Origin of the sequence: Nonomuraea sp. NPDC005730 (genome assembly GCF_040630865.1) — a bacterium.
Classification (GTDB): domain Bacteria; phylum Actinomycetota; class Actinomycetes; order Streptosporangiales; family Streptosporangiaceae; genus Nonomuraea.
Map to the genome: position 1 here is coordinate 1 of NZ_JBEXYK010000032.1, position 26,453 is coordinate 26,453.

A 26,453-nucleotide genomic window follows, 5' to 3' on the forward strand; every position below is an offset into this window, starting at 1 on the left:
AGCACGACCAGGCGGGGGGCGGCGCTGTCGTCGACGCGGGACAGGCGGGCCTTGGCGGTGGCGGTGGCCTTGGCGGCGCTGACGGTGGCCTTGGTGGCGACGTCACGCGTGGTGGGGCCGGTGGCCGAGACGGTGTCGCGGACGTGTCCGGCGGCGTCGGTCACCACGACGGCGTCGCCGCCGACCATGGGCAGGCCCTTGTAGGTGCGCTCGTAGGCGACGTAGAACATGTCGCCGGCGCCAGGGGTGACCGCTCGGCGGCTGTAGGCCTCGTCGGGGCCTCTGCTGAGGTTGTCGAGCTGGCTGGAGACCGCCTTGTCGGCGACCGCCGCGGCGAGCGAGGCGGGGTCTGCCGCCGCTCGGGTGCTGCTGGAGCCTTGTTGGGCGGGGGTGGCTCCGGGAGGGGCGGCGCTCGCGGGTGACGCGGGGAGCGTCATGGTCGCGGCCGTGGCCAGGCCGGCGACCGCCGCGAGTAAGGCTTTGCGTTTCACGCTGTGGTGCTCCTTTCGGCGGGCTCCCTCAGGCCGTTGCCGCCTTTGGGCGTGCGCGGGCCGCCGCGCGGTCAGGGGTCTCCTGGGTCGCGGGGCGTGAGGGGGATGTGGGGGGTGATAAAGGGTGACGGATACAGCAAGTGGACCGTTTCGCCTTGTTGCCGCCAGACGCTAGGCGTTGGTTGACTGCTCGAAAATACGTATGTTCATCGGTAGGCATACCGACATTTCTGTTACCGCTGGTCACACCCCTCCACGTGCGGATAACAGCCACGATGCTGGACAATCGGGCACGTGCAGTTCGGCATCCTGGGCCCGTTGGAGGTGCGATCGGCCGGCGGCGACCCGATCGCCGTGGGCGGCCCCCGACCGCGTGCCCTGCTGGTCCTGCTGCTGCTGGAGGCCGGTCGTACGGTCGGCGTCGACCGGCTCATCGACGCCCAGTACGGCCAGAGCCCGCCGGCGGGCGCGGCCAACGCCGTACAGGCGCAGATCTCCCGGCTGCGGCGCAACCTGCCCGCCGACCTGATCGAGTTCCACGGCGCCGGCTACCGGCTGGCGGTCCCGCCCGAGGACGTCGACGCCCACCGCTTCGAGCGGCTGGCCCGCGATGGCCGGCGGCTGCTCGCGGCCGGCCGGCACGCCGCGGCGGCGGCCGTCCTCAGGGAGTGCCTGGACCTGTGGCGCGGCCCGGCGCTCGCGGACGTGCGCGAGGCCGCGTACGCGCCGGGCCAGGCCGACCGGCTGGAGGAGCTGCGCCTCGCGGCCCGGGAGGACCTGTACGAGGCCGACCTCCACCTGCCCGAGGCCGAGCCCGCGGCGGAGCTGCGCGAGCTGGTCGCCGCCCACCCGCTGCGGGAACGCCCGCGCGCCCTGCTGATGCGCGCCCTGCACGCGGCCGGACGGCAGGCCGAGGCGCTGGCCGTCTACGACGAGGCACGGCGGCTGCTCGCCGACGAGCTGGGCGCCGACCCCTCGCCCGAGCTGGCGGCGCTGCACCTGGCGATCCTGCGGGGCGAGCAGCGACGCGCGCACGCCACGCGGTCGGCGCCGCCGCCGCAGCTCACCACGTTCGTGGGCCGTGAGGAGGAGCTGGCACGCCTGGCCGCGCTGCGCGGGGCGCGCCTGGTCACGATCACCGGCCCCGGCGGCACCGGCAAGACCCGCCTGGCCGTCGAGGCCGCCACCCGCGACAAGGAGCGGCAGGCGTGCTTCGCCGACCTGTCGCCCGCGGCCGGGGAGGAACAGGTGCCGCTGCTCGTGCTGAACGCGCTCGGCTTGCGCGAGTCGGCGCTCAGCCTGGGCGTCCCCGGCCTGGCCGATCCGGCCGAGCGCCTGGTCGCCGCCCTCGCCGAGCAGGACCTGCTGCTCATCCTGGACAACTGCGAGCACGTCGTCGCCGAGGCCGCCACGCTGGCCCGCCGCCTCCTGGACGGCTGTCCCGGCGTGCGCGTCCTGGCCACCAGCAGGGAGCCGCTGGGCATCACCGGCGAGCACCTGGTGCCGCTCCCGCCGCTGGGCACCCCGCCCCCGGGCACTTCCGCCGGAGACGCCCTCGCCTACCCGGCGGTCAGGCTGTTCGCCGACCGGGCCGCCGCCGTACGGCCTGGGCTGGAGCTGGACCTCGACGCGACGCTGAGCATCTGCGCGGCGCTGGACGGCCTGCCGCTGGCCATCGAGCTGGCCGCGGCCCGGGTGCGCACGTTCCCCGTGGCGGAGATCGCCGCGCGGCTGGCCGAGCACGGCCGGTTCCGGCTGCTCTCGCGCGGCGACCGCACGGCCGCCGTCCGGCACCGGACGCTGCACGCGGTGGTGGAGTGGAGCTGGGACCTGCTGGACGCCGAGGAGCAGGTGCTGGCCAGGCGGTTCTCGGTGTTCTCCGGCGGGGCCCGGCTGGCGGCGGTCGAGCGGGTGTGCGGCGAGGACAGCGCGGTGCTCCTGGCCGACCTGGTGGACAAGTCGCTGGTGGAGACCGCCGGCGACCACTACCGCATGCTCGACACCATCCGGCTGTTCTGCGCCGAGCGGCTGGCCGAGGCGGGCGAGGAGCAGCGGATGCGCGCCGCGCACGCCGCCTGGCACCTGGAGCACGCCCGGCGCGCCGAACCCCACCTCTACCGTGCCGAGCAGCTCGAATGGCTGGCCCGCCTGGGGGCCGACGACGCCGATCTCCAGGCCGCGCTGCGCTGGAGCGTCGAGCACGACCCGCCGGCCGCGCTGCGGCTGATCGCCGCCCTGGCCATGTACTGGTATCTGAGCGGGCGGCGCGGCCAGGCCGTCCAGCCCGCCCGGCGGCTGCTCGACGTGATCGGCACCGAGCCGCCGGCGGGCCTGACCGACGAGTACGTGCTCGCCGTCCTGCACGCCGCCCCCGGCACCGGGTCGCCGCACTGGAGGCGGGCCGCCGAGATCACGACGATGCCGGACCGGCCGGTACGGCATCCGTTCGCCGCCGCGCTGTGGGGCATGACCGCGGGCCCGCCCGAGCGCGGCGTGGAACGGCCGCGGCAGCGCGAGCTCGGCGGCGACCCGTGGAGCCAGGCGCTCGGCCGGCTCGGCGAAGCGCTGCTCATGCTGCTGAACGGCGGGATCGCGGCGGCCGAGCGGGAGCTGGAGATCGTGCTGGCGGAGTTCGGCGCGCTGGGCGAGCGCTGGGGGAAGGCGCAGGGGCTGGACTGGCTGGCGGTGATCGCGGGCTGGCGCGGCGAGTGGGCGCGGGCGACGGAGCTGTGGGCGCAGGCGCTCGGGCTGCTCGACGAGCTCGGGGCGCTGGACGAGCTGGTGGACGTGTTGTGCCGGCGAGCCGACGCCCGGCTGCGCGCGGGCGACCTGGCCGCGGCCAGGGCCGACTGCCTGCGCGCCCGTGAGCTGGCCCGCGAGCTGGGCCGGCCCGAGCGGACGGCGGCCGTGCACGTCCGGCTGGGCGACCTGGCCAGGATCGAGGGGGATCTCGGCGAGGCCGCCGAACGGCTGCGGGACGCGCTGGCCGCCACCGCTCCGGGCTCTCCGCTGGCCGGCAGCACGGATCCGCAGGTGCTCACGGCGCTGGCCCGGCTGGCCCAGGCCAGGGGCGAGGCGGGCGAGGCCGCGGCCCGGCACCGGGAGGCGGTGGCCGTCGCGCTGCGCTCGCCGGTCGACAGCGACCTGGCCGACGCCGTCGAGGGCCTGGCCGGGGCCGCCCTGCTCGACGACCCGCCGGAACGGGCGGCGCTGCTGCTCGGCGTGGGGGTGGCGCTGCGCGGGACGGCGGTGACCGGCGACCACGACGTCGCCGCGACGGCCGCCGCCGCCACGGCCGCGCTCGGCCCGGAGCGCTTCGCCGCCCTGTACGCCCGCGGCGCCGCGATGACCAGGGACGAGGCCCGGTCCACGATCCTCGCCTGACAGTCCGGGACGGCCCCTGACAGTCCGGGACGGCCGCGCCGGGGACTGTCAGCCGATCGTCGCCGGGCTGTCAGCGCTCCAGGCGAGGCTTGCCGACATGAGAGACAACCTGCACAACACCCGCGTACTCATCTCCGGCGCCAGCATCGGCGGCCCCGCGCTGGCCCACTGCCTGGCCCGCCGCGGCTGCAACGTCACCGTCGTCGAGAAGGCGCCGGCCCTGCGCGAGGGCGGCCAGGCGGTGGACTTCAAGGGCGAGACCCACCGCACGGTCCTGACCCGCATGGGCATCATGGACGACGTGCGCCGCCTCCAGACCGGCGGCACCGACCAGTACTTCGTGGACGCCGCCGGCCGCACGCTCGGGGTCATGCCCGGCGAGTTCACCGGCGGCGACATCGAGATCCGCCGCGGCGACCTGGCCCGCCTGCTGTACGAGCGCACCGCCGCCACCTGCGAGTACGTCTTCGACGACTCCATCACCTCGCTCACCGAGACCCCGGGCGGCGTGCACGTCACCTTCGAACGCTCGGCACCCCGCACGTTCGACCTGGTCGTGGGCGCGGACGGCATCCACTCCAACGTCCGCAGGCTGGCCTTCGGCCCCGAGTCCGACTGCGTGGACTTCCTCGGCCACTACTACGCGCTGGTGGAGCTGGACAGCGACTTCGGCCCCCACGGCCAGATGTACAACGAGCCCGGCAGGATGGTCGCGGTCGGCGGGCCGAAGGCGCCGGCGTTCTTCGTCTTCGCCTCCGAGCGGCTCGACTACGACCGTTACGACGTCGAGCAGCAGAAGGAGATCCTGGCGCGGGCCTACGCCGGCATGGGCTGGCGCACCCCGCAGGTCCTCGACGCGGTGCGCGGCGCCAAGGACGTCTACCTCGACTCGATCAGCAGGGTGAACATCGACCGGTACGTCGACGGCCGGGTGGCGCTGCTGGGCGACGCGGCGTACGGCAACACGCTGGGCGGCTTCGGCAGCGGGCTGGCTCTGGTGGGCGCGTACGTGCTGGCCGAGGAGCTGGCCGCGGCGGGCGGCGACCACCGCGCGGCCTTCGCCGAGTACGAGCGCCAGATGCGCCGCTACTCCAAGGTGACGAGGAGCGGCAACAACGCGGGCACGTTCCTGGCGCCCGGCACCCCCGCCGGGATCCGCATGCGGAACTGGACCTTCAAGTTCGGCTTCCTGCTCGGCCTGATGATGAAGGTGACCGACAAGTTCGCCACCAACATCGCGCTGAAGGACTACTGAACGGGCACCCGGCCCACGCCCGCGTCGAGCCGGAGCCGGGGTGTGCCGTCCACCAGCGGGAGACGGCCGTCGTCCGCGAGCCGCCAGTCCTGGACGGGCACCAGGCCGGGGCCGATCAGCTCGAACCCGTCGAACAGCCGCAGCACCTCGCCGTGGCTGCGGAACGCGCCCTGGGCGGGCGAGCCGGCCGTGGCCAGGTCGAGCTGGGCGATGGCCTCGGGAGAGCTCTCTGCCATCGCGTGGGAGAGCACCAGATGGCTGCCGGGCGCCATGGGCTTCCTGAAGGCGGCCACGATGCCGGGCGGGTCCTCGGCGTCGGTGACGAAGTGCAGCACGCCGACCATCAGCACGCAGACCGGCTGGTCGAAGTCGATGAGGCCGGTGACGTGCGGGTCGGCGAGTATGTCGGCGGGCCTGCGCAGGTCGCCCTGGATGCCGGCGACGCCGGGCTGGTCGGCGAGCATCACCCGGGCGTGCAGGCGGACCATCGGGTCGTGGTCCACGTAGACCACCCGGCAGGCCGGGCTCACCTCGCGGACGGTCTCGTGGATGCTGGGCGAGGTGGGGATGCCGGTGCCGAGGTCGATGAACTGGCGCACGCCCTGGCGGGCGACGTGGCGCACGGCCTCGATCTGGAAGCGGCGGTTGGCCCTGGCGACGGCTCGGGCGTCGGGCGCGACGGCCAGCAGCTTCTCGGCGACCGCGCGGTCGACGGCGACGTTGTCCTTGCCGCCGAGCATGTAGTCGTACACCCGGGCAGAGCTTGGCACGTTCGGATCCACTCCGGGCGGAACACGTTCTAGCTCAGACATGGTGACCCATTTCCTCGCCTACCACTGTTCGGTGGTCATACTACTGGGTAACTTAGCGGAACGTGTTCTATTTGGCCGCGTAGCCACAGGGGCGGGGGGCGTCGAACTCGGGGTCGAGCTCGATCCTGCTCAGCACCGTCGCGTCGATCGGACGGCGGATCGTGCCGGCCGTGGCGCAGTCGTAGAACACGTAGGCGCCGGAGTCCTGGCCGAGCACCAGCCAGCGCTGCCCCTTCGACAGGAGCTTGCCGGAGTCGTCGCGCACCTCGGCCCACTGGTTGGAGAACCCGGTGAGCTGGAGCACGAGGTTGGCCTCGCCGCGGTCGTGCACCCCCTCGGCCCCCTGCGTCATCCAGCCGACGAGCACGAACCCCAGGCCCACCCCCACCAGCGCGCCCGTCAGCACCCGCATCGCGGCCCGCCCGGTGGGCCGCGCCCGCAGCAACCGGTACGGCACCAGCAGGCAGAACAGCCCGACCACCACGACCGTGATCAGTACCGGCGTGCCGGTGACGTCGAGGATGCCGAGCAGCCCCCAGTACGCGACGCCCGACAACGCCGCGCCCACCGCGGCGGCCAGCCACGGCTGTTCCCGCCCCCGGTCGAGGACGCGTCCGGCGGCGCCGCGGGTGACCCGGTCGAGCAGCCACCAGGCGCCCACGACCAGGCCGAGCAGCGGCAGCAGGGTGAGGAAGAGCAGCACCAGCGTCGCCACCAGGTGGCCGAAGATGCTCGCCTGGGTGAGCCCGGCCTGCTCAGGAGTGATGCCGAAGGTGTCGTAGACGCTCTCGAAGCCCAGGTAGAGCAGGGCGTAAACGGCGACGGCGATCGGCACGACGACCGTGCCGATCTTCTCCATCACCTCCAGCACGCTGCCCCTGGCGGGCGCGGTCTCCGGTGCCGTGGCGACGGAGGGCGCGGCGGGCGCTGGGGGCAACGTCTGACTTGTCATGGCACAAGAGGATGCATCAGGTCAGGACCCGCGTCATCCACCGGGCGGGGCGAAGCGGCGCAGCAGCGCGTCCGCCTCGGCGAAACCGGCCACCACGTCGGCGGCCGTGCGCCGTTCGCGCACCATCCCGACGGCCTGCCCCGCGTAGATGCAGGCGGTGTCGAAGTCGCCGTCGCGGCGGGCGGCGGCGAGCCGCGCCGCGGCCTCCTCGTCGGCCGCCAGCTCCTCCTCGTGACCGGCCCAGCGGTCGAAGAACGTGTTGCGCAGGGCCCGGCCGCCGTACTCGGCCGGCCAGTCGAGGCGCTGGGCCACGTCGAAGACGCGGCCGTAGGCGGTGTCGGTCTCCGCCGCGGCCAGCACGCGGGCCGCCGCCCTCTCCGACAGGGCCGTCTCCGCGCAGCCCATGAACGCCGTGCCGGCCCACGCGCCCTCGGCCCCCGCCGCCAGCACGGCGGCCAGCCCGCGCGCGGTGGCGATGCCGCCCGCCGCCAGCACCGGGACGCGGACGGCGGCCAGCACGCTCTGGAGCAGCGGCAGCGTGCCGACGTCGGCGCGGCCGTGGCCGCCCGCCTCGGCCCCGCGCGCCACGACCGCGTCGACGCCGGCCTGCTCGGCGGCGCGGGCCTCGTCGGTGGTGCCCGCCTGCGTGACGACCGTGATGCCAGCCTGCCGCAGCTCCTCCACGTACCGCCGGTACGGCCCGAAGCTCACGGAGACGAGCCGCGGCCGGGCCGCGAGCACGGCCTCGAACTGGGCCGGGTTGCCGGGCAGCGCCCAGGCCATGAGCCCGATCCCGTACGGCCGCCCGCTCGCGGCGGCGACGGCGGCCTCGGCCTCGATCCAGGAGGCGGGGGCGGCGGAGGACACCCCGATCACGCCGAGCGCGCCGGCCGCGGAGACGGCGGCGGCCAGCCGGCCCGCGCCCACTCCGGCCATGGGCGCGCCCACCAGGGGCACCGTCAGCCCGAACCGCTCGGTCAACCACGTCCGCACGCCGGCCTCCTTGCACGTCGCCTGCCGTTGCCAGTCTCGCACCACGCCGTCTGCGAGCATGGCGGGAGGGCGACAACGCAGGATCCGTACGAAAGTAGAGCCGGATGACCGATGCGCCGGAGGCGGAGGCTGTGCATCCTGGTGGGGACGGGTCCGGCGCGTGGCCTGTTGTGAACCCGAGAGGAGTCGCCAGGACATGGACAGCGCTGCGAGCCGCCCGACCGTGGTCTTGGACAACGGTGTCGTCGGCCGGATCATGCTGGCCCACCGGTCGAGGAGCGATCTCGTGCTCGTGCTCGGCATGGACGGCACGCTGCTGAGCTGCGACCTCGACGGCATCGCCTGCGTGGTCGGCGGCCGGCCCCTGTGCCGCGACGGCTGAGGCCCGCGGGAGCGCTCGGCGGGCCCCCGCGCCCGGCGGTCAGGACCGGGCGACCAGGGCGGCCAGCTCGCCGACGGCGGCGAAGTCGTTGGTGAGACGGTTCTTGGTGAGGGCGACGGCGGTGCCGGTCGCGGAGTCGGCCCACGCGTAGCTGCCGCCCGCCCCGCCGATGCCGAACGCCGTCGCGCTCTCCTGCGGCGAGCCGCCGGGAAGCCCGATGGTGAAGCCCAGCCCCCACGTCGAGGGCATGCCGAAGACCTCGTCCGGGCCGCTGTAGGCCACCGCGGTCGCCTCGCGCAGCCGCTCCGGCGAGATCAGCCGCACACCGTCCACCTCGCCCAGCAGGGCGGCGTACATGCGCGCGATCGCCCTGGCCGAGGTCTTGCCGCCGGCCGGGATGTCGGCGGTCAGGTAGTCGGGCCGGCTGCCGAGGGCGGCGTTGGGCATCAGCTCCATCGGCCCGGCCCTGAACATCGGCAGGTCGGCCGGCATGTCGCCGAACGCCGACGGGTCCATCGGCTCGTCCTCCAGCCGGGCCAGCCGGTGCTGCTCCTGCGGCGGCATCCCGAAGTAGAGCTCGCGGGCCACGCCCAGCGGGCCGGAGACCTCCTCCAGCAGCACCTGCGAGATGCGCTTGCCGGTGGCCCTGCGGACGATCTCGCCGACCAGGAAGCCGAAGGTGTAGGCGTGGTAGCCCATCTTCGTGCCCGGCTCCCACCACAGCTCGGCGTTCTCCAGGGCGGCGACCATCTTGTCCCAGTCGCAGACGTCCTCGGGCGTCGTGTCGAGCGGCACGCCGGGCACGCCGGCCGTGTGGGTCAGCACGTGGCGGACGGTGACGCCGCCCTTGCCGTTCCCGGCGAACTCCGGCCACAGGTCGGCGACCGGGGTGTCGTAGTCGTACAGGCCGCGCTCGGCCAGCATGTGGGCGACCGTCGAGGTCGCGCCCTTGCCGATGGAGAAGTTGTAGAACGGCGTGTCGGAGGTGACCGGCCGGCCGGTCTCCGGGTCGGCCACGCCCGCCACCACGTCCACGATCTGCACGCCGTCGCGGTAGACGGCCACCTGCAACCCGCGCTCGGCGCCTGACTCGACCAGCTTGTCGGCGGTCTCCTGCACCTGCTGCTGAAGGTCGCTCATGAGGTCGTCACTCCTGTTCGTTTCGGGAACTGGACGGTACAGTACTCAGATGAGTACGGAAGTGTCCAGTACTATGCGAACTCATGATCGAAAAGGTGGCGTGACAGTGACCGACGAGGGTGGCCGGACGGCCCGCAAGCGCAGGCAGATCCTGGACGCGGCGCGCGCGGTGTTCCTGCGCAACGGCTACGTGGGCGCGAGCATGGACGAGGTCGCCTCGATCGCCGCGGTCTCGAAACAGACCGTCTACAAGCACTTCAGCGACAAGGAACAGCTCTTCACCACGATCATCCTCGACACCACGGCGCAGATCGAGGGCCTGGCCAAGCTGATCACCGAGTCGCTGGAGGGCAACGACGACCTGGAGAAGGGGCTGCGCAAGCTGGCCCACGAGTTCCTGGCCTCGATCATGCAGCCCGACGTGCTGCGGCTGCGGCGGCTGATCATCGCCGAGGCCGACCGGTTCCCCGACCTCGGCCGCACCTGGTACGAGCAGGGCTTCGAGCGTTCGCTGGAGAGCATGTCCACGGCCTTCGGCCGCCTGGCCGGGCACGGCCTGCGTCTCATCGACGACCCGCGGCTGGCCGCCGACCACTTCGTCGGCCTGCTGCTGTGGATCCCGGTGAACAAGGTCATGTTCTCCGGTGGCGGCGACCACTACACCGAGGCCGAGCTCGACCGGCTCGCCGACGCCGCGGTCGAGGTCTTCCTGCGCGCCTACGGGGCCTAACCGGTCAGGAACTGCTTGAGCCCGGCGGCCAGCGAGCCGGCCATCTCGCCGCGGAACTCGCCGTCGGACATCTTGGCGGCGTCGCCCGGGTTGGCCATGTTGCCGCACTCGATGAACACCGCCGGGCGGGTGGACAGGTTGAGCCCGCCCAGGTCGGTGCGGGTCTGCAGGCCCTGCTCGCCGGTGTAGGTGGCGTACGGCAGGCCGGTGCCGTCACGGAAGGCGTCCCGGACGGCCACGCCGAGCCTTTTGGACGGCTGGATGATCGCGTCGTTGTGCCCGGCCACCAGGCCCGGCAGGATCACGTGGAAGCCGTGGCCGGCCGGCGGCGCGCCGTCGGCGTGGATGGACAGGACGGCGTCCGCCCGCGCCTTGTTGCCGATGGCCGCCCGCTCGTTGATGCAGGGGCCGACGCCGGTGTCGTCCGGCCTGGTCAGCACCACCTTGGCGCCCATGTCTTCGAGCAGCGGCTTGAGGCGGCGGGCAACGTCCCAGGTGAAGGCGTGCTCGGTGTAGCCGGCGGCGGTCTGGGTGCCCGCGGTGTTGCAGGGTTTGCGCCCGGTGATGATGTCGACCGGGCGGCTGATCTCCTTGGGATGGGAGGCGTTGCCGCCGTTGTGCCCCGGGTCGAGTACGACCACCTTCCCGGCCAGCGCGTTCCGCGTGCTCTGCGACGGCGAGGCGGAGGTCACGACCACTCCCTGGGTGGTGCGCACGGGGCCGCCGCCGCAGGCCGCCGACAGCGTGGCCAGGGCGGTCAGCACCACGGGGACGGCTGGGTGAAGGCGCATGCGACCGACGGTAACCCGGACCGGCCCACCGGCTCCGCCACCCACCCTGACCTGCGGGAACAATGACCTGGATTTGGTTTCCACCGGCTCTCCCGACGACGGGCGGCGGGGCTAGTCGCGGTCCCAGTCCAGGCCGGGCACCGGCGGCTCCTCGCGCTTGCGGATCAGGTACGGCGGCATGACCAGGGCGTGCAGGTTGGTCGAGAGCAGGGTGTCGATCGACTGCTCGGGCGTCTCGGTCAGCGGCTCGCCGGGGCCGTTGAGCGAGGCGTTGGCCAGCACCGGGGAGCCCGTGGCCGCGTGCCACCCGGTCAGCAGGGCGTGCAGGAACGGAGTGGCCGGCTCCTCCACGGTCTGGATCCGCGCCGTGCCGTCCACGTGGGTCACGCCCGGCAGGCTCGCGCGGTGCTCGGGGCGCACGTCCACGACGCACTGCAGGAACGGGGCCGGGCGGTCGACGCCGAAGAGGCGCTCGGCGTGCTCGGCCAGCACCAGCGCGGCCAGCGGGCGGAACCACTCGCGGCCCTTGACCTCGAAGTTGACGTAGTCCTGCATGTCCGGCCTGGCCGGGTCGGCGAGGACGCTGCGGTTGCCGAGCGCGCTCGGGCCCGACTCGCTGCGGCCCTGGTGCAGGCCCACGACCCGGCCGCTCTCCAGCAGCGACACCGTCGCGCCGACGAGGTCCGCCGGCTGTTCGGCCACCAGGCCGTCCGGCAGGCTCCGCACCGCGGCGGTGATCTCGGTCTCGTCCGGGTCGGGGCCGAGGAAGTCGTCGGTCCAGCGGAAGCGGCTCTCGACGCCGAGGCATTCGACGAGCCCGTACAGGGCGCAGCCCACGGCGGTGCCGCCGTCGTGCGGGCTCGGCGGGATGAACACCTCGCGGAACGGCGACTCGCGGACGATCCGGCCGTTGGCCGTGGCGTTGAGCGCGGCGCCGCCGGCGTAGACCAGCCGGTCCAGGCCGGTCTGCCCGTGCAGCCAGGCGACCACCTGGGCGAGGGCGTTCTCGAAGACCCGCTGCCCGGCCGCGGCCAGGTCCGCCGCGCGGGAGAAACGCTCGCCGCCGGGCTCGTAGACGTAGGCGTCCCGCTGGGCGAACGTCTCGATCCACTCCTCGGGGATGAACACCTCGTGGCCGCGTACGTCGAGGTCGGGCAGGCCGTACACGTACGCGTCGCCGAAGGGGGCCAGGCCCATGACCTTGGCCTCGTTGCCCTCGCCCTCGGGCCACAGCAGCTTGGTCAGCAGGGTGTAGAAGCAGCCGAGGCCGGTCGGCCGGGCCCAGTCGCCGTCCCAGAGCTGTTTGGCCAGGCACTCGATCGGGCCGCCGCGCTCGCAGCGGTAGAACGAGGCGACCTCCAGCATGTCGTCGCGGGTGCCCTTCGGCAGCGGGACGCGCTCGGTGAGGTCCCTGACCCGGCTGCCCTGCGCGCCGATCACCAGGCCCGCCGCCCGGTCGAACGGCGAGGGCGGGAACGCGCTGTAGAGGTGGCTGAGATGGTGGGAGACCTGGACGACCCGGGCGTCCTCCTTGAGGCTCAGCGTCTCGCGCAGCTCCTCCTCGTAGGCGCCCTTGTGCTCGATCTCGGTGTCGGCGGCGTATCCCTCGACCACGAGGTCCACGGGCTCCTTGAGCAGCGGCATCTCGGGCAGGTACAGGTCCGGCAGGTCGCCCAGGCGGCCCCAGTGGTGCCTGCGCCGGGTGATGCGCTCCTTCTGCAGGCTGTACATGCCCGACTCGCCCACAGCGACAGCAACAGAACCATCCTGAGTACGATTTATGCCGACAACGATAGGAACATCCGTCATCTCTGGTGCCTCCTGGGCTGTGATCACCGGCACCAGTACCCGGGCCTGGGACAAGACCATCCCTCAACCGCGTAACGGACACGTCAGCCCGGACCCGCCCGAGAACCGGGCGAACTTGTGCGCCGGGCGCGCAGTCAAACCCTGCATGACGACGAAGCACATCATCGCGGCGGCGACCCTCGCGGCGGGTGTCGCGCTGGCCGGGATCGCCTCCCCCGCGCTCGCCGCCCCCGCCTTCGGCCCCAACGGGTACGGCGGGGTCACGCTGGGTATGAGCGCCAAGGCCGCCCAGGCCACCGGGAAGATCGTCCACAAGCCCGGCCTCGACTCCGCCACCTGCTCCGGCTGGGACCTCAAGGCCCGGCGGACCGGCCGCGACGCGGTCGGCCTCTTCATCTCCAAGAAGCAGGGCGTGGCGATCATCTTCGCCCCGAAGGGCGCCAGGACGCCGCAGGGCATCGGCATCGGCTCGACCAACACCCAGCTCAAGCGCGCGTACGCGAACAAGTTGCGGACGGCCGCGAGCGGCTTCCCGTACGTCGCCGTGCCGGGCAACGCCAAGGCGCACTACTACTTCCTGCTGCGCAACGGCAAGATCTACGAGATGGGCCTGGCCCTCGACAAGCAGGACTGCGCGAACTGACGATCCGAAACCCCGGCAGGGCGGCACCGGCTTCTCCATGAAGCCGGTGTTTTTTATTTCCCGATAAATAGGGTCTAGCCCGGAGATGCGGGTTTTTGGTACAAATTGCCGCTGGCAGCTACACGCTGCTTCCTGAACCGGTCATCCACCAATCCCTATAGTGAGCGGGCCGATTTTTTGCTTGCCGATGATTTCTTCTTCGTCTGCTGGGACGCGACGGGCTCGGGCAAGCCTCGGCTGCACGTCCCGGGTGTGGCGCTCGGCCTGGCCGGGGCGCTGCTCGCGGAGCTGGTGCTGGAGCAGCGGATCACCGTCGAGGGGGTCCGGCTGCGGGTGGTCGACCGGCGCCGGGTCCCGGACGAGCTGGCCGGAAAGGTGCTGACCGAAATAGGCAATTCCCCGCAGCACGCCGACGTGCGGACCTGGCTGGCCTACCTCGCGCAACGCTCGGTCACCGAAGTCACCGGCCGGCTGATGGGTAATGGCCTGCTCGAACGCGAATCCCCGAGGCTGCTCAAGCGTAAACAATTCCGCTATTTCTCCACCGACTTCAACCGGGCCATGTGGCCCTCCGCGCGGCTGCGGCTCGCGCTGGTGAAGTGGCAGCCGCTGACCCCGCACGACATGGCGCTGGCGGCGCTGGCCGAGGCCTGCGACCTGACCGACGTCGTCGTCGAGGACCCGGCCGACCGGCGCGGCGCCCACCAGTACCTGACCACGGTGCTGGCCGCGATGCCCCAGCCGCTCAGCGACCTCGGCCGCCAGGTGGGCGCGGCCGTCGGCGACGCCGTCCTGACCTACCGCACGTGAGCCCCGGACCGCCGACCTGACCACACCGCACCTGAACCCCCCAGAAAGGAACGCGATGCCCTCCGCGAGATCCGGCGCCGCGCCCGATCCGATCGCCGGCGCCCTGGCCGCCGACCGGCTCGGCGCGCCCTCGGTCGTCTACTTCGTCCTGTCGGCCGCCGCGCCGCTCACCGTCGTCGCCGGCGTGATCACCACCGGCTACGCCGTCACCGGCATCACCGGGCTGCCGATCGCGTTCCTGGTCGTGGGCGTGGTGCTGGCGGTGTTCGCGGTCGGGTACGTGGCCATGGCCCGCCACATGGCCAACGCCGGGGCGTTCTACACCTACATCAGCCGGGGCCTCGGCCGTCCGGCGGGCATCGCGGCGGCCTGGGTGGCGCTGATCGCCTACAACGCGCTCCAGGTCGGCCTGTACGGCGCCTTCGGCGCGGCGGCCACCCCGCTGCTCGAACGCTGGTTCGGCGGCGCGCCGCCCTGGTGGGCCATCTCGCTGGTCGCCTGGGCGCTGGTGGGCGTCCTCGGGCTGATGCGGGTGGACGTCAACGGGCGGCTGCTGGCCGTCCTGCTCACCGCCGAGGTGGCGGTCATCCTGCTGTTCGACCTGGCGGACCTGGTCAACCCGGCGCCGTCGGGGTTCTCGGCCGAGACGTTGTCGCCCTCGGCGCTGTTCGTGCCGGGGGTGGGGGCGCTGCTGGTCATCGCGACGCTCGGGTTCGTCGGGTTCGAGTCGTCGGTGGTGTTCTCGGAGGAGAGCCGGGATCCGCGGCGTACCGTGCCGCTGGCCACGTACGCGTCGGTGGCGATCATCGCGGGGCTGTACGCGCTGTCGTCGTGGGCGATGACGGTGGCCACGGGACCGGCGGACATCGTGGCCGCCGCGCGCCGCGACCAGGCCGAGACGATCTTCATCATCGCGAACCAGCACCTCGGCGGCGCGGTCGTGGACATCGCCCGGGTGCTCTTCGTCACCAGCGTGTTCGCCGCCATGATCTCCTTCCACAACACCACCGCCCGGTACTTCTTCGCGCTCGGCCGCGAGCGGGTGCTGCCCGCCTTCTTCGGCCGCACCCGGCCGCGCAGCGGCGCGCCCCGGTCGGGCTCGATCGCGCAGACCGTGCTCGGGTTGGTCGTCATCGTGGTCTACGCGGTCCTGGGACTCGACCCGCTGGTGCAGCTCTTCTTCTACGGCGGCTCGTTCGGCGGGTTCGGGGTGCTGCTGCTGGTGTTCGTGACCTCGATCGCGATCGTCGCCTTCTTCGCCCGGCAGCCGAGCGGCGAGAGCCTCGTGCGGCGCTTCGTGGCCCCCGTGCCCGCCGCGCTGGCGCTGGCGGTGATGGTGTGGCTGGCGCTGGACAACTTCTCGACGCTGCTCGGGGTGCCCGAGGGCGATCCGCTCGCCTGGATCCTGCCGGTCGTGTACGCGCTGGCCGCCCTGCTCGGCGTGGGCTGGGCACTGGTCCTGCGCGCGGGACAGCCGGGCGTGTACTCGCTGGTGGGCATGGGCGCCAAGGCCGCCGCCACGCCGGAGGCCGTCCGTTGACGCGCGCACAGGACGTGGCGGCGCACGGCGTCCGCCGGGCGACGGCCGGTGACGCCGGCACGGTCGCCGAGCTGATCGCGACCGCGTTCGCGCGGCTGCCCGCGGTGTCGTACCTGGTGCCCGAGCCGGCCGGGCGGCACGAGATCATGGTGGCCGACTTCCTGATCCTCGTCTCGCACGCCATCGAGCACGGCGAGGTGGACCTGCTCGACGAGGGCCGCGCGGTCGCGGTGTGGCTGGCGCACACCGCCGACGCGCCGCTGCCCGAGCCGCCCGACTACGACCGCCGCCTGGCCGCCGCCGCCGGCAGGTGGGCCGACCGCTTCCGGCTGCTGGACGAGCTGTTCGAACGGCACCACCCGGAGCCGCCGTACCACCACCTGGCGTTCCTGGCCGTGCACCCGGACCATCAGGGCCGGGGGCTCGGATCGGCGCTGCTGCGCCGCCACCACGCCCTGCTGGACGGCGCGCCCGCCTACCTGGAGGCCAGCAGCGCCCGCAGCCGCGACCTGTACGCCAGGCACGGCTACCAGGCCGAGGAGCCGTTCGCGCTGCCCGACGGCACCCTCTTCTGGCCGATGTGGCGCCCGGGCGTCACCGGGTGACGCAGTGGCGGCCCGGCGTCACCGGGTGACGCAGGGCCCGTCGCAGACGTCGGCGACCACGCCGGTCTTGAGGAACACCGACTTCTGGAGCTGGGCGGCCGGGGTCCTGCGCGGCTTCTCGTGCGGGTCCTCGCCCTGCGTGGGCGGGGTGTTGGTGAGCGGCGGCGCGGGGGCGCCGCTGTCCCACATCACCAGCGCCGAGCCGGGATGGGCCCGGCCGCGGATGGCGGGGATGCCCCAGAACGGCACGGCGTCCGGGCTGCGTCCCGGGGCGAGGGCCGGGGTCAGCAGCCGGGCGCCGACGGTGCGGGCCTCGACCTCGGCGGTGACCGTGGCCACCTGGTGGTCGCCGAAGGCCACGTGCATGAGCACCCGGTGCCGTGGCGTCCCCGGGTAGGGGCGGTCGGTCAGGTGGGCGGCGTAGCCGTCGGCCTCGCCGCGGTCCCACAACATCTGCATGAGCGCCAAAATGAGCTGCTGGTCCAGCTTGTCGGGGTAGGCCCGGTCGAAGGCGGCCTGGAAGGGGGCGGCGTCGGCGCTGCGGTTGAACAGGGTGCTGTAGTTCATGCCGGTCACGCCGAGCACGCCGCGCTCGATGTCCTTCGACAGCGCGACCAGCGCGCCGCCCAGGATGCCGCCCTGGCTGTTGCCGTCGTACACCAGGCCGTGGCGCAGGTCGATCAGCGGGCGGCCGCGGGCGGTGCGGAAGGCGGGGTGCGCGGCGAAGCCGTCGGAGCTGGTCATGGCGCGACCCAGGAACATGAAGTCGAGGAACCCCTGCAACGTGCGGTCAGGGATCGTGCCGAACCGGGAGATGTCGGTGAAGACGGAGGCGACGTGCGGGATGTCCTCGTCGGCCATGCCGATCCACTTGGTGGCGCAGAACAGGAAGCCGTGCTCCTGCGCCATGGTCTTCACGTTCGACGCGCCCACCTCGGCGTGCCTGCCGAGCAGGCCGTGGCCGTACAGGGAGGGGCGGGCGGGGCGGTCGAAGGCGACGCGGGGGATCTCGCAGCGGAAGGGCGCCACCTGCTCGTTGCCGGGCAGGCGGGCCGGCAGGCCGTCGGGGCCGCGGTTGAGCGCCGACCCGGGCGGGCCGCCGGGCCGGTCGAGGTAGCTCGGCACCCGGAAGGTGCCCTCGACCCGGCGGGCGATCTGGGCGTCCTGCTCGGGGGTGAGGTCGGTGACCGAGGTGACCTCGAAGGCGGGCGCGCGGCCGCGCAGCGTGCGCAGGGCGTCGTCGCGCATGGCCAGCGCGGGACCGGCCAGGCCGCGCGCGCTGGCGACGGTGAAGTCCCAGGCCAGGTAGAGGCCGCGGGTGCCGACGCCGGCGCGGCGCAGCGCGGACAGCGCGGGCTGCAGGCGGCGCTGACGGTCGTGCAGCTCGTGCTCCGGCGGCAGGGGCGGCCCTGCGACCGCGGCGAAGGCGGGGTTCGGCGGGATCGGGGCGCCGGCGGCGTCGCGGAGGTCGCGCAGGGCGACGGCGTACCGGTGGCCCTCGCTCAGGTTGCGGGCCGGGCGGACGATCAGGGCCTGGCGGTCGGCGGGCGCGTTCGCGTCGAGCTCGGCCCAGTACGGCCACCGCTCCCCCGTCACGGTGTCCAGCAGCACGACGGGCGCGTCCCGGTCCAGCGACCCGCCGATGTCGGTGATCGGCGCGGCGCCCGTCCTGGCCAGGTCGAGCCCCGGCACCCTGGCCAGCAACATCGAGCCCGGCGAGAAGCCGTCGTTCCTGTTCCACTCGGCGGGCGCGATCGGCACGCCGGCGACCGAGACCGGCGTGGACCCGGCCGCGAAGGCCACCCGGCGGCCCGTGTCGGTGCGCCGGTCGGCGACGGTGAACCAGTCGTTCGGGAACGGCAGCAGGCAGGCCGCCGGGTCGATCGGATCGCAGCCGGACGGTTCAGGGACCGCCGAAGCCGGTGACGCCGACGGGGCCGCGAGCGTCGCGCAGGCCAGGGCGAGGGCGGTGAGGAGACGGGGAAGCACGCGCACGGGCACCTCGGGGGCTGATCGAGGCCGGGGGTTCGGGCCATGGTGGATCGCGCCGGGGCCGCCGTCAATGGCTTCACGGAATGCCGCCCAGATTTGTGAGGCGTCACAGATTTGACCGTCCGGATTTACTGCCCTGTCCAGTTCACAGAAGGACGAGCAGGGCTCATCGTCATGTCTGCGAATTCAAACGACATCGAACGACGCGAGCCACGTGGAGTGATGATGCGCCGTCGTACCTTTCTCAGGACCGTCTCCGCGGCGGTCGCCTTCTCCGGGGCGATGTGGCACGACGCCGTCGCCTCAGCGGCGGGCGCGGGCGTGAGCCCGTACGGGCCGCTCGGCGCCCCGGACGCGAACGGCATGGCGCTGCCCGCCGGATTCACCAGCCGGGTGGTGGCCAGGTCGGGCCGGGTCGTCGGCGGCACGCTGTGGCACCCCGCTCCTGACGGCGGCGCGTGCTTCGCCGACGGCTCCGGCTGGATCTACGTGTCCAACTCCGAGGTGCCGCTCGTGGGCGGGACCTCGGCGATCAAGTTCAGGGCCGACGGCTCGATCGACCGGGCGTACCGGATCCTGAGCGGCACGAACCTCAACTGCGCGGGCGGCGCGACCCCGTGGGGCACCTGGCTGTCCTGCGAGGAGATCTTCCGCGGCAAGGTCTACGAGACCGACCCGTACGGCAACCGCTCCGCCCAGCAGCGCCCCGCGATGGGCAAGTTCAAGCACGAGGCCGCGGCCTGCGACCCCGACCACAAGGTCGTCTACCTGACCGAGGACGAGGGCGACGGCTGCTTCTACCGCTTCACCCCCACCACCTGGGGCGACCTGTCCAGCGGCCGGCTCGACGTGCTCTGCGGGCTCGGCGGCGACAGCGTCGAGTGGCGGCCCGTGCCCGACGCGACGCCCGGCGTCTTCGACACCCAGACCAGGCACCAGGTCGCCGCGGCCCGCCACTTCAGCGGCGGCGAGGGCTGCCACTACGCCGCCGGGATCTGCTACTTCACCGCCAAGGGCGACCGCAAGGTCTGGGCCTACGACACCGCCAGGCAGACGGTCACCGCGATCTACGAGGGCGGCGGCACCCTCGACGGCGTCGACAACATCACCGGCCGCCCGTCCGGCGACCTGTACGTGGCCGAGGACGGCGGCAACATGGAGATCAACATCATCACCCCCGACCGCGTGGTCGCCCCCGTCATGCGCCTCGACGGCCAGGCCAAGTCGGAGATCACCGGCCCCGCGTTCTCCCCCGACGGCACCCGGCTCTACTTCTCCTCCCAGCGCGGCACCAGCGGCGAGACCGCCGGGACCGGCGGGATCACGTACGAGGTGACCGGGCCCTTCCGCCGCTGACCAGCACGGCTTCACCCCACCGGAGCCGGTGACCGGCACGGCTTCCGCACCCCCCACCCCCGCCGAAGGAGTCCTCCATGGTCCGACGGTTGCTCGTCCTGCTCTCCGCGACCGCCCTGGCGCTCGGCGTCGCGCCGCCCGCACACGCCGCCCAGGGCGAGGTGTACGTGGCGCTCGGCGACTCCGCCGCGTCGGGTCCCCTGGTGCCCAACCAGGTCGTGCCCGACCTCGGGTGCTGGCGTTCCGACCACAACTACGCCCACCTGACCGCCCAGGCCATCGGCGCCGCCACCTTCAGGGACGTCACCTGCTCCGGCGCCAAGACCCGCGACATGTACAACTCCCAGGGCACCGACCTCGGCAGCGTCGCGCCCCAGCTCGACGCGCTCAGCCCGGACACCACCCTGGTCACGGTGCAGATCGGCGCCAACGACGTCGGCCTGACCGGCTTCATCGAGGACTGCCTCAACCTGCTGCCCCCGCCCATCGGCGACGCCTGCAACGACGACTACATCGTCAACGGCCAGGACTCCTGGCGGGTCAAGACCGACGCGCTGCGGCCCAAGCTGACCACGCTGGTGACCGACATCCGCGCCCGCGCCCCGCGCGCCCGGATCTTCATGGTCGGCTACGCCACCTACGCGCCGCCGAACGGCTGCTACCCGACCGTCCCGATCATCAAGGCCGACGCCAACTACATCCGCGCCACCCTCCAGTACTTCAACCAGATGCTGGCCGAGCAGGCCGCCGCCGCGGGCGTGTCGTTCGTCGACCTGCAGACGCCGAGCGTGGGCCACGACCCGTGCAAGGCCCCGAGCGTGCGCTGGATCGAGCCGTACGTGCCGGCCTCGCCCGCCGCCCCGTTCCACCCCAACGGTCTCGGGATGCGGAACTTCGCCACTGTGGTGACCGCCGCTGTTTCCTCGGTCTGAGCACTCTGAATCGTGCGACGGGAGCCGCCCCCCGCCGGGGACGGCTCCCGGTCACTTGCGGTGCTGGCGCCTGGCGGCCAGCGCCGCGCCGATGCGTTGCAGGTGGGCCGGGTCGACGGGGTCGAGGCCGGTCAGGCTGACGGCCCTGCGCAGGCGGTAGTCGACCGTGTTGGGGTGCACGTGCAGCAGCTCGGCCGTACGGCGGCGGTCGAGGCCGGTGTCCAGGTAGACCGTGAGCGTCCTGAGCAGGTCGGGGTTGTCGAGCAGCGGGTCGAGCAGGCCGGCGAGCACGGCGGTCGCCTGGCTCGGCCTGGTGAGCTGGTACTCCAGCAGCACGTCGGCCAGCCGGTAGGCGCCCGGCGACTGCTCGAAGATCCGCACCACCTCCAGGACCTCCTCGGCCAGCTTGACCGCCTCCGGCACCCCGGCCGGCGGGGCGATCTCGGCCGCCGCCCACACCGGCACGCCGGCCGCCTTGGCCATCGCGGCGGCCGTCTCGCCGACCTCGTACCAGTCGGGGTCCTCACCGGTGATCGGCACGAACACCAGGCCGCCCGTCGTGTCCAGCACCGAGAGCACCGGCTCGGCCGCGCCCCGCTGGAGCGCCGTCCTGATCCGGTGGAGCTTGCGGCGGCCCGCGATCGACCCGCCCGGCTCGTCGCTCTCCTCGTCGGGATGCCGGCCGACGGCGAGCGCCAGCACCAGGTAACGCGGGGCCAGCCGCACCCCGGCCAGGGCCGCCCGGTCGCCGCCGAGCAGCGCGGACACGGCGGCGTGCAGCGCGTGCTGCTCGTGGCTGAGCATCCACTCACGCTCCTCCAGGTACGCCGTGCACACGGCGGCCGTCACCGACTCCGTGTAGAGGAGGATGAGGCGGTTGGCCGCCAGCACGTCCTCGAAGTCGGCGGGCGTGGCCGCGGCGAACAGGTGCTCCCACACCTTGCGCGCGCCCAGGTGGTAGGCGGCCAGCAGGGCCTCCAGCGGCACGCCCTCCTGGGCGCGGCGGGCCGCCGACGAGCGCAGCGGGGCCAGCTCGGCCCTGGTGGGCGGGCGGCGGTCGCGGAACATGCGGGCGATCAGCCGCAGGTTGTGCTCGGTGATGACGGTGATCTCGCCGTCGAGCTCCTCCTTCGGCAGCCGCCGGTAGAGGGGGATCTCCTCGGCGAAGCCGCGTACGAGCTGCCTGGCCAGCTTGGCGGTCTGGCGTTCGAGCAACTCGTGCGCGACGCACCCGGCCAGGGTGAGGGCAGGGACCACGTTCCGAACCCTCCCAGAACATCCGGCGTGAGTGAAGGCCCCGCCGGCGTGCGGCGGGGCCTTGCGCAGGTCAGGTCACTTCGGTCACTGCCTGGTCAGCTTGAGCCGGACGGTGTAGGTGTAGTCCGTCTCGTCGGTGCCCTCGACGATGGTCGTCTCGGTCGTGTCCGCGCCGACGGCCAGGCCCGCGCAGACCGAGCCGTGCGCGGTGGCCTTGCCCAGGCTGTCGCCCTCGCCCACGATCGGCGGGGTGACCTCGCGCAGGTCGAACTTGACGTCCTCGCTGCCCACGAGGAGCGTGGACGGGTACTCGAAGTCGGCCGGGTCGCCGTCGCCGCCGGTCTTCATCGAGAAGTAGTTCGCGCTGAACTTGGGGAACAGGTTCCCGTCGACCTTGAAGCGGAGCTCGTCCTTGCCGTCGCGTTCGGCCACGTTGTTGGCGTCGATGTCGTACAGGGTGATGACGCAGGAGGCGGTCGTGGCGGTCGTGGCGGCGGCCGGGCCCGCGGTCAGCGCCACGGGGGCGGCGACGCCGGCGGCCAGGGCGAGCGTGGCGATCAGTCGGTGAGCGTGCATGCTGTCGTGTCCTTCGGTCCGTGCCTCGCGGCTCTCGCGAAGCCGGTCCCAGAGTGCGGACGGCATCGTGAGCACATCGTGAGAGCACAGGTCAGTGGCGCGGAACACGCGCTTTCTGTGGCTTTTGGCGCAGTCTGTCCGGGCGGGCGCGCCTACTGTCGTCCGCCATGGGAGAGTCGCTGACCCTGCTGCTGCTCGGGCCGCCCGACCTGGCCGTCGGGGGCACGCCGGTGGACCTGCGTTCGGCCAAGTCCAAGGCGCTGCTGTGCTACCTCGCCACCACTACCGGGCCGCGGTCGCGGTCGGAGCTGGCCGCGCTGCTGTGGGGCGAGCGCCCGGACGCCAACGCGCGCGGCAGCCTGCGGCTGGCGCTGTCGGAGCTGCGCAGGGAGGTGGGCGGCTGGCTCGACATCACCCGCGACCACGTGCGCTTCCTCGGTGACGACGACGGCTGCTTCGTGGACCACCGGCAGCTCGTGGCGGCCTCGACGGTCACGCAGGCGCTGCGCCTGTGGCGCGGGGAGTTCCTGGACGGCGTCTGCATCGGCGACGCCCCCGCCTTCGCGGGCTGGCTGGCGGAGGAGCGCGGCCGGGTGCGGACGCTGCTGCGCGACCTGCTCACGCAGGCCGGGGCCGACGGTTCCGCGCAGGTGGTGCGGCTGGCGCGGATCGTGGCGGCGCTGGACCCGTTCGACGAGGAGGCGCACCGGCTGCTGATGGCGTCGCTGGCCGGGGCGGGGAACCGGGCGGCGGCGCTGGCCTGCTACGACGACCTGCGCCACCGCCTGGCCGCCGAACTCGGCGTCGCCCCCGCCCCGGAGACCCAGGCCCTGCGCCGTGACCTGCTCCCCCGCCGCACCCCCGCCGCGACGGCCGGCGCCGGGCGGGCGCCCCTGCCCGTTCCCGGCTCCGAGCTGGTCGGGCGCGCGGACGAGGTCCGGCGGGTGCGCGCGCTGGTGGCGCGGCGGCGGCTGGTGACGCTGGTCGGGCCCGGAGGGGTCGGCAAGACCCGGCTGGCCGTCGCGGCCGCCGCCGTTCGGGACGGCCGGGAGGTGGCGTTCGTCTCGTTCGTGGGGGTACGGCCCGAGGCCGCCGTGACCACGCTGGCCCGCCGCCTCGGCGTGGACCTCTCGCCGCCGCGTCCCGCCCTCGACCTCCTGCTGTCCGCCCTCGCCGGACGCCGGCTCCTCCTCGTCCTGGACAACCTGGAGCACCTTCCCGGCTTCGACGCGGTCGTGGGCGAGATCCTGCGCGCCGCCCCCGGCGTACGGGTCCTGGCGACCAGCCGGCGGCGTCCCGAGCTGCCCGGCCAGGTGGCCGTCGAGGTGGCGGGGCTGCCGGGGCCGGCCGCCGAGGAGCTGTTCGCGGCCAGGGCGGTGCGGGCGCAGCCGTCCTTCGACCCCGACGCCGAAGCCGCCATGGTGGCCGCGATCTGCGCCGCCACCTGCGGCTTTCCCCTGGCCATCGAGCTGGCGGCCGGGCTGCTGCGCGCCGTCCCGTGCGCGGAGCTGGCCCGGCGGCTCGGCGTGGACCTGGAGCTCCTTTCGGCCGGCGGTCCCGCCGTCCGCCCGCGGCACGCGTGCATGAGGACGGTCTTCGAGACGTCCTGGAGCCTGCTCGGGCCGCCGGAGCGGGCGGCGCTGGCGGCGCTGTCGGTGTTCGGCGGCGGCTGCACGCTGCCGCACGCGCTGGAGGTCACCGGCACGACCCCGCGGGTGCTGGTCCGCCTGGTCGACCAGAGCATGCTGCACCTCACCCCGGCCGGCCGGTACGCGGTCCACCCGCTCGTCCAGCAGTTCGCCGCCGCCCGCCTGGCCGAGGACCCGGCGACCCGGGACGCGGTGCGCGAACGGCACGCCGCCTGCTTCGCCCGCCTGCTCGACCGGCACGCCGCGGCGCTCCAGGACGCGTCGGACACCGAGGCCGTCCGGGTGCTCGGCGCCGACCTGGACAACATCAGGACGGCCTGGGCCGCGTCGGGCGACCCCGCCTTCCTCGACCACTACTGGACGTTGTGCCTGCGGTTACGCCTGTACGAGGAGTCGGCGGCCGTCGTGGGCCGCCGGTTGGAGAGCGGCGTGGACGTGCCGTACCTGCGGGCGCGGTGGTTGCGGATGGCGGGGATCAGCGCGTACCAGCTGGCCCGGGAGGGAGAGGCGGCCCGCCTGGCCAGAGCCGCACTGACCGCCCTCGGCGAACCACTGCCCACCGGACCGGCCGAGCCGGTCACGGGCACGCTGAGCGCCACCGTGCCCGGCGGGTCCGCCGGGCCCGGCGGGTCCACCGTGCCCGGCGGGTCCACCGTGCCCGGCGGGTCCGCCGGGTTTGGCGGGTCTGGCGTGGGCGTGCCGGCCGCCGTCCGGCAGGCCGGGCCTGTCGTGGGCGTGCTGGCCGCCGCCGTCCGGCAGGCCGGGTCTGTCGTGGGCGTGCTGGCCGCCGCCGTCCGGCAGGCCGTCCATCGCCTGGTGCCGCCGCGGCGGACGGATGCGGCCGGGCCGGAGGCCGCCCAGGCGCTCACGTTGCTGGCCCGGCTCGCCTACCACCAGCAGGATCTGCCGACGATGCTGGTGGCCTCGCTCCGCCAGCTCAACGCCGCCGAACGCGCGCCGGACCCCGCCCTGCGGGCCGAGGCGTACGCGAACTTCGCGACGATCGCCCGGATCGCCGGCCGGCACGGGCTCGCCGCCCACTACGGCGGACTCGCCGACCGGGCACTGGACGGCGTCCCGCACCCGACGGAGGCGGCCAGCCGGGCGCGGCTGGCGCGCGGGCTGGACCAGCTGCACTCGGGCGCGTTCGGCGCGGCCCGCCGGTCGTTCGCCGAGGGACGGGCCCGGACGCTGGACCCCCGGATGGCGGAGAACTGCGCGGGCATGCTGGCCGAGACCGCCTTGTGGGAGGGGAGGTTCGCCGAGGCGGCGGAGCTGTTCGCCGAGACCGAGGAGCTGTCGGTCACGCGCGTGGGCGGGGACGACATCGGCCGCCACTGGTGCCTGGCGGGCCGCGCGGAGGCGCTGCTGCGGCTCGACGGCGTGCCCGCCGAGCGGATCGGGGAGGTGCTGGCGGCGGCCCGCGCGTCCACGGAACGGCGACGCGCCCTCGCCGCCCGGCTCGGCCTCCATGACAGCCCGTCCCTGCACACCATCCAAGCCCTACGCCTCCTGACCGCCACCACCCGCCTCACCACCGCCACCTCCCCGCCCCACCGAACGACGCCCGTCCCCACCGCCGCCTCTGTCGACCGGGTGGCGCCCACCCCCGCTGCCGTCCCGGCGGGCGCTGCGGGCGCGGCAGCCCCGGAGGTCCCGATGGACCCGGCGGCCCTGGCGGGGTCGATGGGTGCGTTGGGTGCGGCGGGTCCCGAGGGCCCGGTGGTGCTTGGCGTTGCCGAGGTGCGGGGGGTGCTGGTTCGGGCGCTCGCGCTGGCGGACGGGTTGCCGTCGGCGCAGCCCGGCATGCTGGAGTGCTGGTCGGGGTTGGCGGAGCTGCTGTGGCACGTACGCGATCACGTGGACCGCGCGACCGCCCGCCGCCTCCACATCCACCTGACCCGTTACCTGGCCCGCAACCCGGGCGCGGCGGCCAGGATCGGGTGGGCCCGCGCCCTGGTGCTGGCCGCCGCGGGCAGGAGAAGGGCCGCCGTCCGGGCCGCCGGACAGGCGCTGGCCGCCGCAGACCGCCTGGCCGCCGCTTACGACCGCCGCAGGGCCGCGGATCTCCTCCACCACCTGACCTCCGATCCCCCCACCACGTGAGAGTCAGGGCCCTCGCGCTCCCCGAGGCACGCGAGAGGGCTCTCACCGATCCCCCGCCACCGCGGGAGGCCAGGCCATCACGGTCCCCCGGCCTGTGAGAGGTAGGGCCCGTCGCGATTGCTGCGGCGCTGGGGCGGCCCCGAGCGTGAAAGTTTCAGGGTCTTCGGGGCCCGATCGGGCGCACCCGTTGACGGGGCGGCGGTGGGCAAGGAGGATCGGGATCGCGCTATTGGGAGCGCTCCCAAACC

General features: G+C 73.8%; 20 protein-coding genes and 1 pseudogene. 11 read left to right on the plus strand and 10 right to left on the minus strand.

Annotated elements, in window-relative coordinates:
• Window positions 1-491, minus strand: a pseudogene (locus tag ABZ444_RS29925) (peptidase M28); the annotation flags it as partial.
• 294 nt (window positions 492-785) lie between these two features.
• Between ABZ444_RS29925 and ABZ444_RS29930 the strand changes: the two are divergent.
• Together ABZ444_RS29930 and ABZ444_RS29935 are read left to right on the plus strand one after the other, a co-directional pair.
• Window positions 786-3,875 carry a BTAD domain-containing putative transcriptional regulator gene (locus ABZ444_RS29930; protein ID WP_358003820.1) on the plus strand — a complete coding sequence of 1,030 codons (3,090 nt, stop codon included), beginning with the start codon at window positions 786-788 and terminating at the stop codon, window positions 3,873-3,875.
• Between the two features lie 97 nt (window positions 3,876-3,972).
• On the plus strand, window positions 3,973-5,130 hold the full coding sequence (locus ABZ444_RS29935) for an FAD-dependent monooxygenase (RefSeq protein WP_358003822.1): 1,158 nt from the start codon (window positions 3,973-3,975) through the stop codon (window positions 5,128-5,130).
• Here ABZ444_RS29935 and ABZ444_RS29940 read toward each other — a convergent pair.
• From ABZ444_RS29940 to ABZ444_RS29950, 3 genes are all read right to left on the minus strand, one after another.
• Entirely contained in the window at window positions 5,124-5,942 is an 819-nt protein-coding gene (locus ABZ444_RS29940) for an SAM-dependent methyltransferase (protein ID WP_358003825.1), read from the minus strand. The genes ABZ444_RS29935 and ABZ444_RS29940 overlap by 7 nt on opposite strands.
• Before the next feature lie 67 nt (window positions 5,943-6,009).
• Entirely contained in the window at window positions 6,010-6,894 is an 885-nt protein-coding gene (locus tag ABZ444_RS29945; RefSeq protein ID WP_358003828.1) for a hypothetical protein, read from the minus strand.
• Window positions 6,895-6,927: 33 nt separating this feature from the next.
• Window positions 6,928-7,887 carry a nitronate monooxygenase gene (locus ABZ444_RS29950; protein WP_358003831.1) on the minus strand — a complete coding sequence of 320 codons (960 nt, stop codon included), beginning with the start codon at window positions 7,885-7,887 and terminating at the stop codon, window positions 6,928-6,930.
• Window positions 7,888-8,083: 196 nt separating this feature from the next.
• Here ABZ444_RS29950 and ABZ444_RS29955 point away from each other — a divergent pair, with 196 nt between their 5' ends.
• Window positions 8,084-8,269, plus strand: coding sequence for a hypothetical protein (locus tag ABZ444_RS29955; RefSeq protein ID WP_352320620.1), 186 nt, complete (start codon window positions 8,084-8,086; stop codon window positions 8,267-8,269).
• 39 nt (window positions 8,270-8,308) lie between these two features.
• Here ABZ444_RS29955 and ABZ444_RS29960 read toward each other — a convergent pair whose 3' ends face one another.
• Window positions 8,309-9,409, minus strand: a complete 1,101-nt coding sequence (locus ABZ444_RS29960) for a serine hydrolase domain-containing protein (RefSeq protein WP_358003834.1) — start codon at window positions 9,407-9,409, stop codon at window positions 8,309-8,311.
• A 106-nt stretch (window positions 9,410-9,515) separates the two neighbouring features.
• Between ABZ444_RS29960 and ABZ444_RS29965 the strand changes: the two genes are divergently transcribed.
• The gene (locus ABZ444_RS29965; RefSeq protein ID WP_358003837.1) at window positions 9,516-10,139 is read left to right on the plus strand and encodes a TetR/AcrR family transcriptional regulator; all 624 of its coding nucleotides are present in this window, start codon (window positions 9,516-9,518) and stop codon (window positions 10,137-10,139) included.
• Here the strand turns inward: ABZ444_RS29965 and ABZ444_RS29970 are convergent.
• Window positions 10,136-10,930 carry an N-acetylmuramoyl-L-alanine amidase gene (locus ABZ444_RS29970; RefSeq protein WP_358003840.1) on the minus strand — a complete coding sequence of 265 codons (795 nt, stop codon included), beginning with the start codon at window positions 10,928-10,930 and terminating at the stop codon, window positions 10,136-10,138. The two genes, ABZ444_RS29965 and ABZ444_RS29970, sit on opposite strands and share 4 nt — an antisense overlap.
• Before the next feature lie 111 nt (window positions 10,931-11,041).
• Complete coding sequence (locus ABZ444_RS29975; protein ID WP_358003843.1) at window positions 11,042-12,661, minus strand: carbamoyltransferase C-terminal domain-containing protein; 1,620 nt, start codon at window positions 12,659-12,661, stop codon at window positions 11,042-11,044.
• Between the two features lie 223 nt (window positions 12,662-12,884).
• Here ABZ444_RS29975 and ABZ444_RS29980 point away from each other — a divergent pair, with 223 nt between their 5' ends.
• The 4 genes from ABZ444_RS29980 (at window position 12,885) to ABZ444_RS29995 (ending at window position 16,337) form a co-directional block, all read left to right on the plus strand.
• On the plus strand, window positions 12,885-13,382 hold the full coding sequence (locus tag ABZ444_RS29980; RefSeq protein WP_358003846.1) for a hypothetical protein: 498 nt from the start codon (window positions 12,885-12,887) through the stop codon (window positions 13,380-13,382).
• Between the two features lie 177 nt (window positions 13,383-13,559).
• On the plus strand, window positions 13,560-14,192 hold the full coding sequence (locus tag ABZ444_RS29985) for a GPP34 family phosphoprotein (protein ID WP_358003849.1): 633 nt from the start codon (window positions 13,560-13,562) through the stop codon (window positions 14,190-14,192).
• 55 nt (window positions 14,193-14,247) lie between these two features.
• Complete coding sequence (locus ABZ444_RS29990; protein WP_358003852.1) at window positions 14,248-15,732, plus strand: APC family permease; 1,485 nt, start codon at window positions 14,248-14,250, stop codon at window positions 15,730-15,732.
• Window positions 15,729-16,337 (plus strand): GNAT family N-acetyltransferase, encoded by a 609-nt coding sequence (locus tag ABZ444_RS29995; protein ID WP_358003855.1) that lies wholly within the window; start codon window positions 15,729-15,731, stop codon window positions 16,335-16,337. Before ABZ444_RS29990 ends, ABZ444_RS29995 begins: the two co-directional genes overlap by 4 nt.
• Window positions 16,338-16,355: 18 nt before the next feature.
• Here ABZ444_RS29995 and ABZ444_RS30000 read toward each other — a convergent pair whose 3' ends face one another.
• Complete coding sequence (locus ABZ444_RS30000; RefSeq protein ID WP_358003858.1) at window positions 16,356-18,326, minus strand: hypothetical protein; 1,971 nt, start codon at window positions 18,324-18,326, stop codon at window positions 16,356-16,358.
• 228 nt (window positions 18,327-18,554) lie between these two features.
• Between ABZ444_RS30000 and ABZ444_RS30005 the strand changes: the two genes are divergently transcribed.
• Entirely contained in the window at window positions 18,555-19,685 is a 1,131-nt protein-coding gene (locus tag ABZ444_RS30005; protein WP_358004051.1) for an alkaline phosphatase PhoX, read from the plus strand.
• Window positions 19,686-19,762: 77 nt separating this feature from the next.
• Window positions 19,763-20,617: an SGNH/GDSL hydrolase family protein gene (locus tag ABZ444_RS30010; protein ID WP_358003861.1), complete on the plus strand. Its 855-nt coding sequence runs from the start codon at window positions 19,763-19,765 to the stop codon at window positions 20,615-20,617.
• A gap of 51 nt (window positions 20,618-20,668) precedes the next feature.
• On the opposite strand, the gene ABZ444_RS30015 is transcribed toward ABZ444_RS30010, so the two are convergent.
• Window positions 20,669-21,874 carry a helix-turn-helix domain-containing protein gene (locus ABZ444_RS30015; protein ID WP_358003864.1) on the minus strand — a complete coding sequence of 402 codons (1,206 nt, stop codon included), beginning with the start codon at window positions 21,872-21,874 and terminating at the stop codon, window positions 20,669-20,671.
• 84 nt (window positions 21,875-21,958) lie between these two features.
• Window positions 21,959-22,450, minus strand: a complete 492-nt coding sequence (locus ABZ444_RS30020) for a hypothetical protein (protein ID WP_358003867.1) — start codon at window positions 22,448-22,450, stop codon at window positions 21,959-21,961.
• Between the two features lie 167 nt (window positions 22,451-22,617).
• Between ABZ444_RS30020 and ABZ444_RS30025 the strand changes: the two genes are divergently transcribed.
• Window positions 22,618-26,205 (plus strand): BTAD domain-containing putative transcriptional regulator, encoded by a 3,588-nt coding sequence (locus ABZ444_RS30025; RefSeq protein WP_358003870.1) that lies wholly within the window; start codon window positions 22,618-22,620, stop codon window positions 26,203-26,205.
• The last annotated feature ends 248 nt before the right edge of the window (window positions 26,206-26,453 follow it).

Excerpts from the sequence above, each read along its gene's own strand:
- ABZ444_RS29935 (WP_358003822.1), top strand. The coding sequence starts at position 3,973 with ATGAGAGACAACCTGCACAACACCCGCGTACTCATCTCCGGCGCCAGC.
- ABZ444_RS29940 (WP_358003825.1), bottom strand. The coding sequence starts at position 5,942 with ATGTCTGAGCTAGAACGTGTTCCGCCCGGAGTGGATCCGAACGTGCCA.
- ABZ444_RS29945 (WP_358003828.1), bottom strand. The coding sequence starts at position 6,894 with ATGACAAGTCAGACGTTGCCCCCAGCGCCCGCCGCGCCCTCCGTCGCC.
- ABZ444_RS29955 (WP_352320620.1), top strand. The coding sequence starts at position 8,084 with ATGGACAGCGCTGCGAGCCGCCCGACCGTGGTCTTGGACAACGGTGTC.
- ABZ444_RS29960 (WP_358003834.1), bottom strand. The coding sequence starts at position 9,409 with ATGAGCGACCTTCAGCAGCAGGTGCAGGAGACCGCCGACAAGCTGGTC.
- ABZ444_RS29970 (WP_358003840.1), bottom strand. The coding sequence starts at position 10,930 with ATGCGCCTTCACCCAGCCGTCCCCGTGGTGCTGACCGCCCTGGCCACG.
- ABZ444_RS29975 (WP_358003843.1), bottom strand. The coding sequence starts at position 12,661 with ATGTACAGCCTGCAGAAGGAGCGCATCACCCGGCGCAGGCACCACTGG.
- ABZ444_RS29980 (WP_358003846.1), top strand. The coding sequence starts at position 12,885 with ATGACGACGAAGCACATCATCGCGGCGGCGACCCTCGCGGCGGGTGTC.
- ABZ444_RS29990 (WP_358003852.1), top strand. The coding sequence starts at position 14,248 with ATGCCCTCCGCGAGATCCGGCGCCGCGCCCGATCCGATCGCCGGCGCC.
- ABZ444_RS30005 (WP_358004051.1), top strand. The coding sequence starts at position 18,555 with ATGCGCCGTCGTACCTTTCTCAGGACCGTCTCCGCGGCGGTCGCCTTC.
- ABZ444_RS30010 (WP_358003861.1), top strand. The coding sequence starts at position 19,763 with ATGGTCCGACGGTTGCTCGTCCTGCTCTCCGCGACCGCCCTGGCGCTC.
- ABZ444_RS30020 (WP_358003867.1), bottom strand. The coding sequence starts at position 22,450 with ATGCACGCTCACCGACTGATCGCCACGCTCGCCCTGGCCGCCGGCGTC.
- ABZ444_RS30025 (WP_358003870.1), top strand. The coding sequence starts at position 22,618 with ATGGGAGAGTCGCTGACCCTGCTGCTGCTCGGGCCGCCCGACCTGGCC.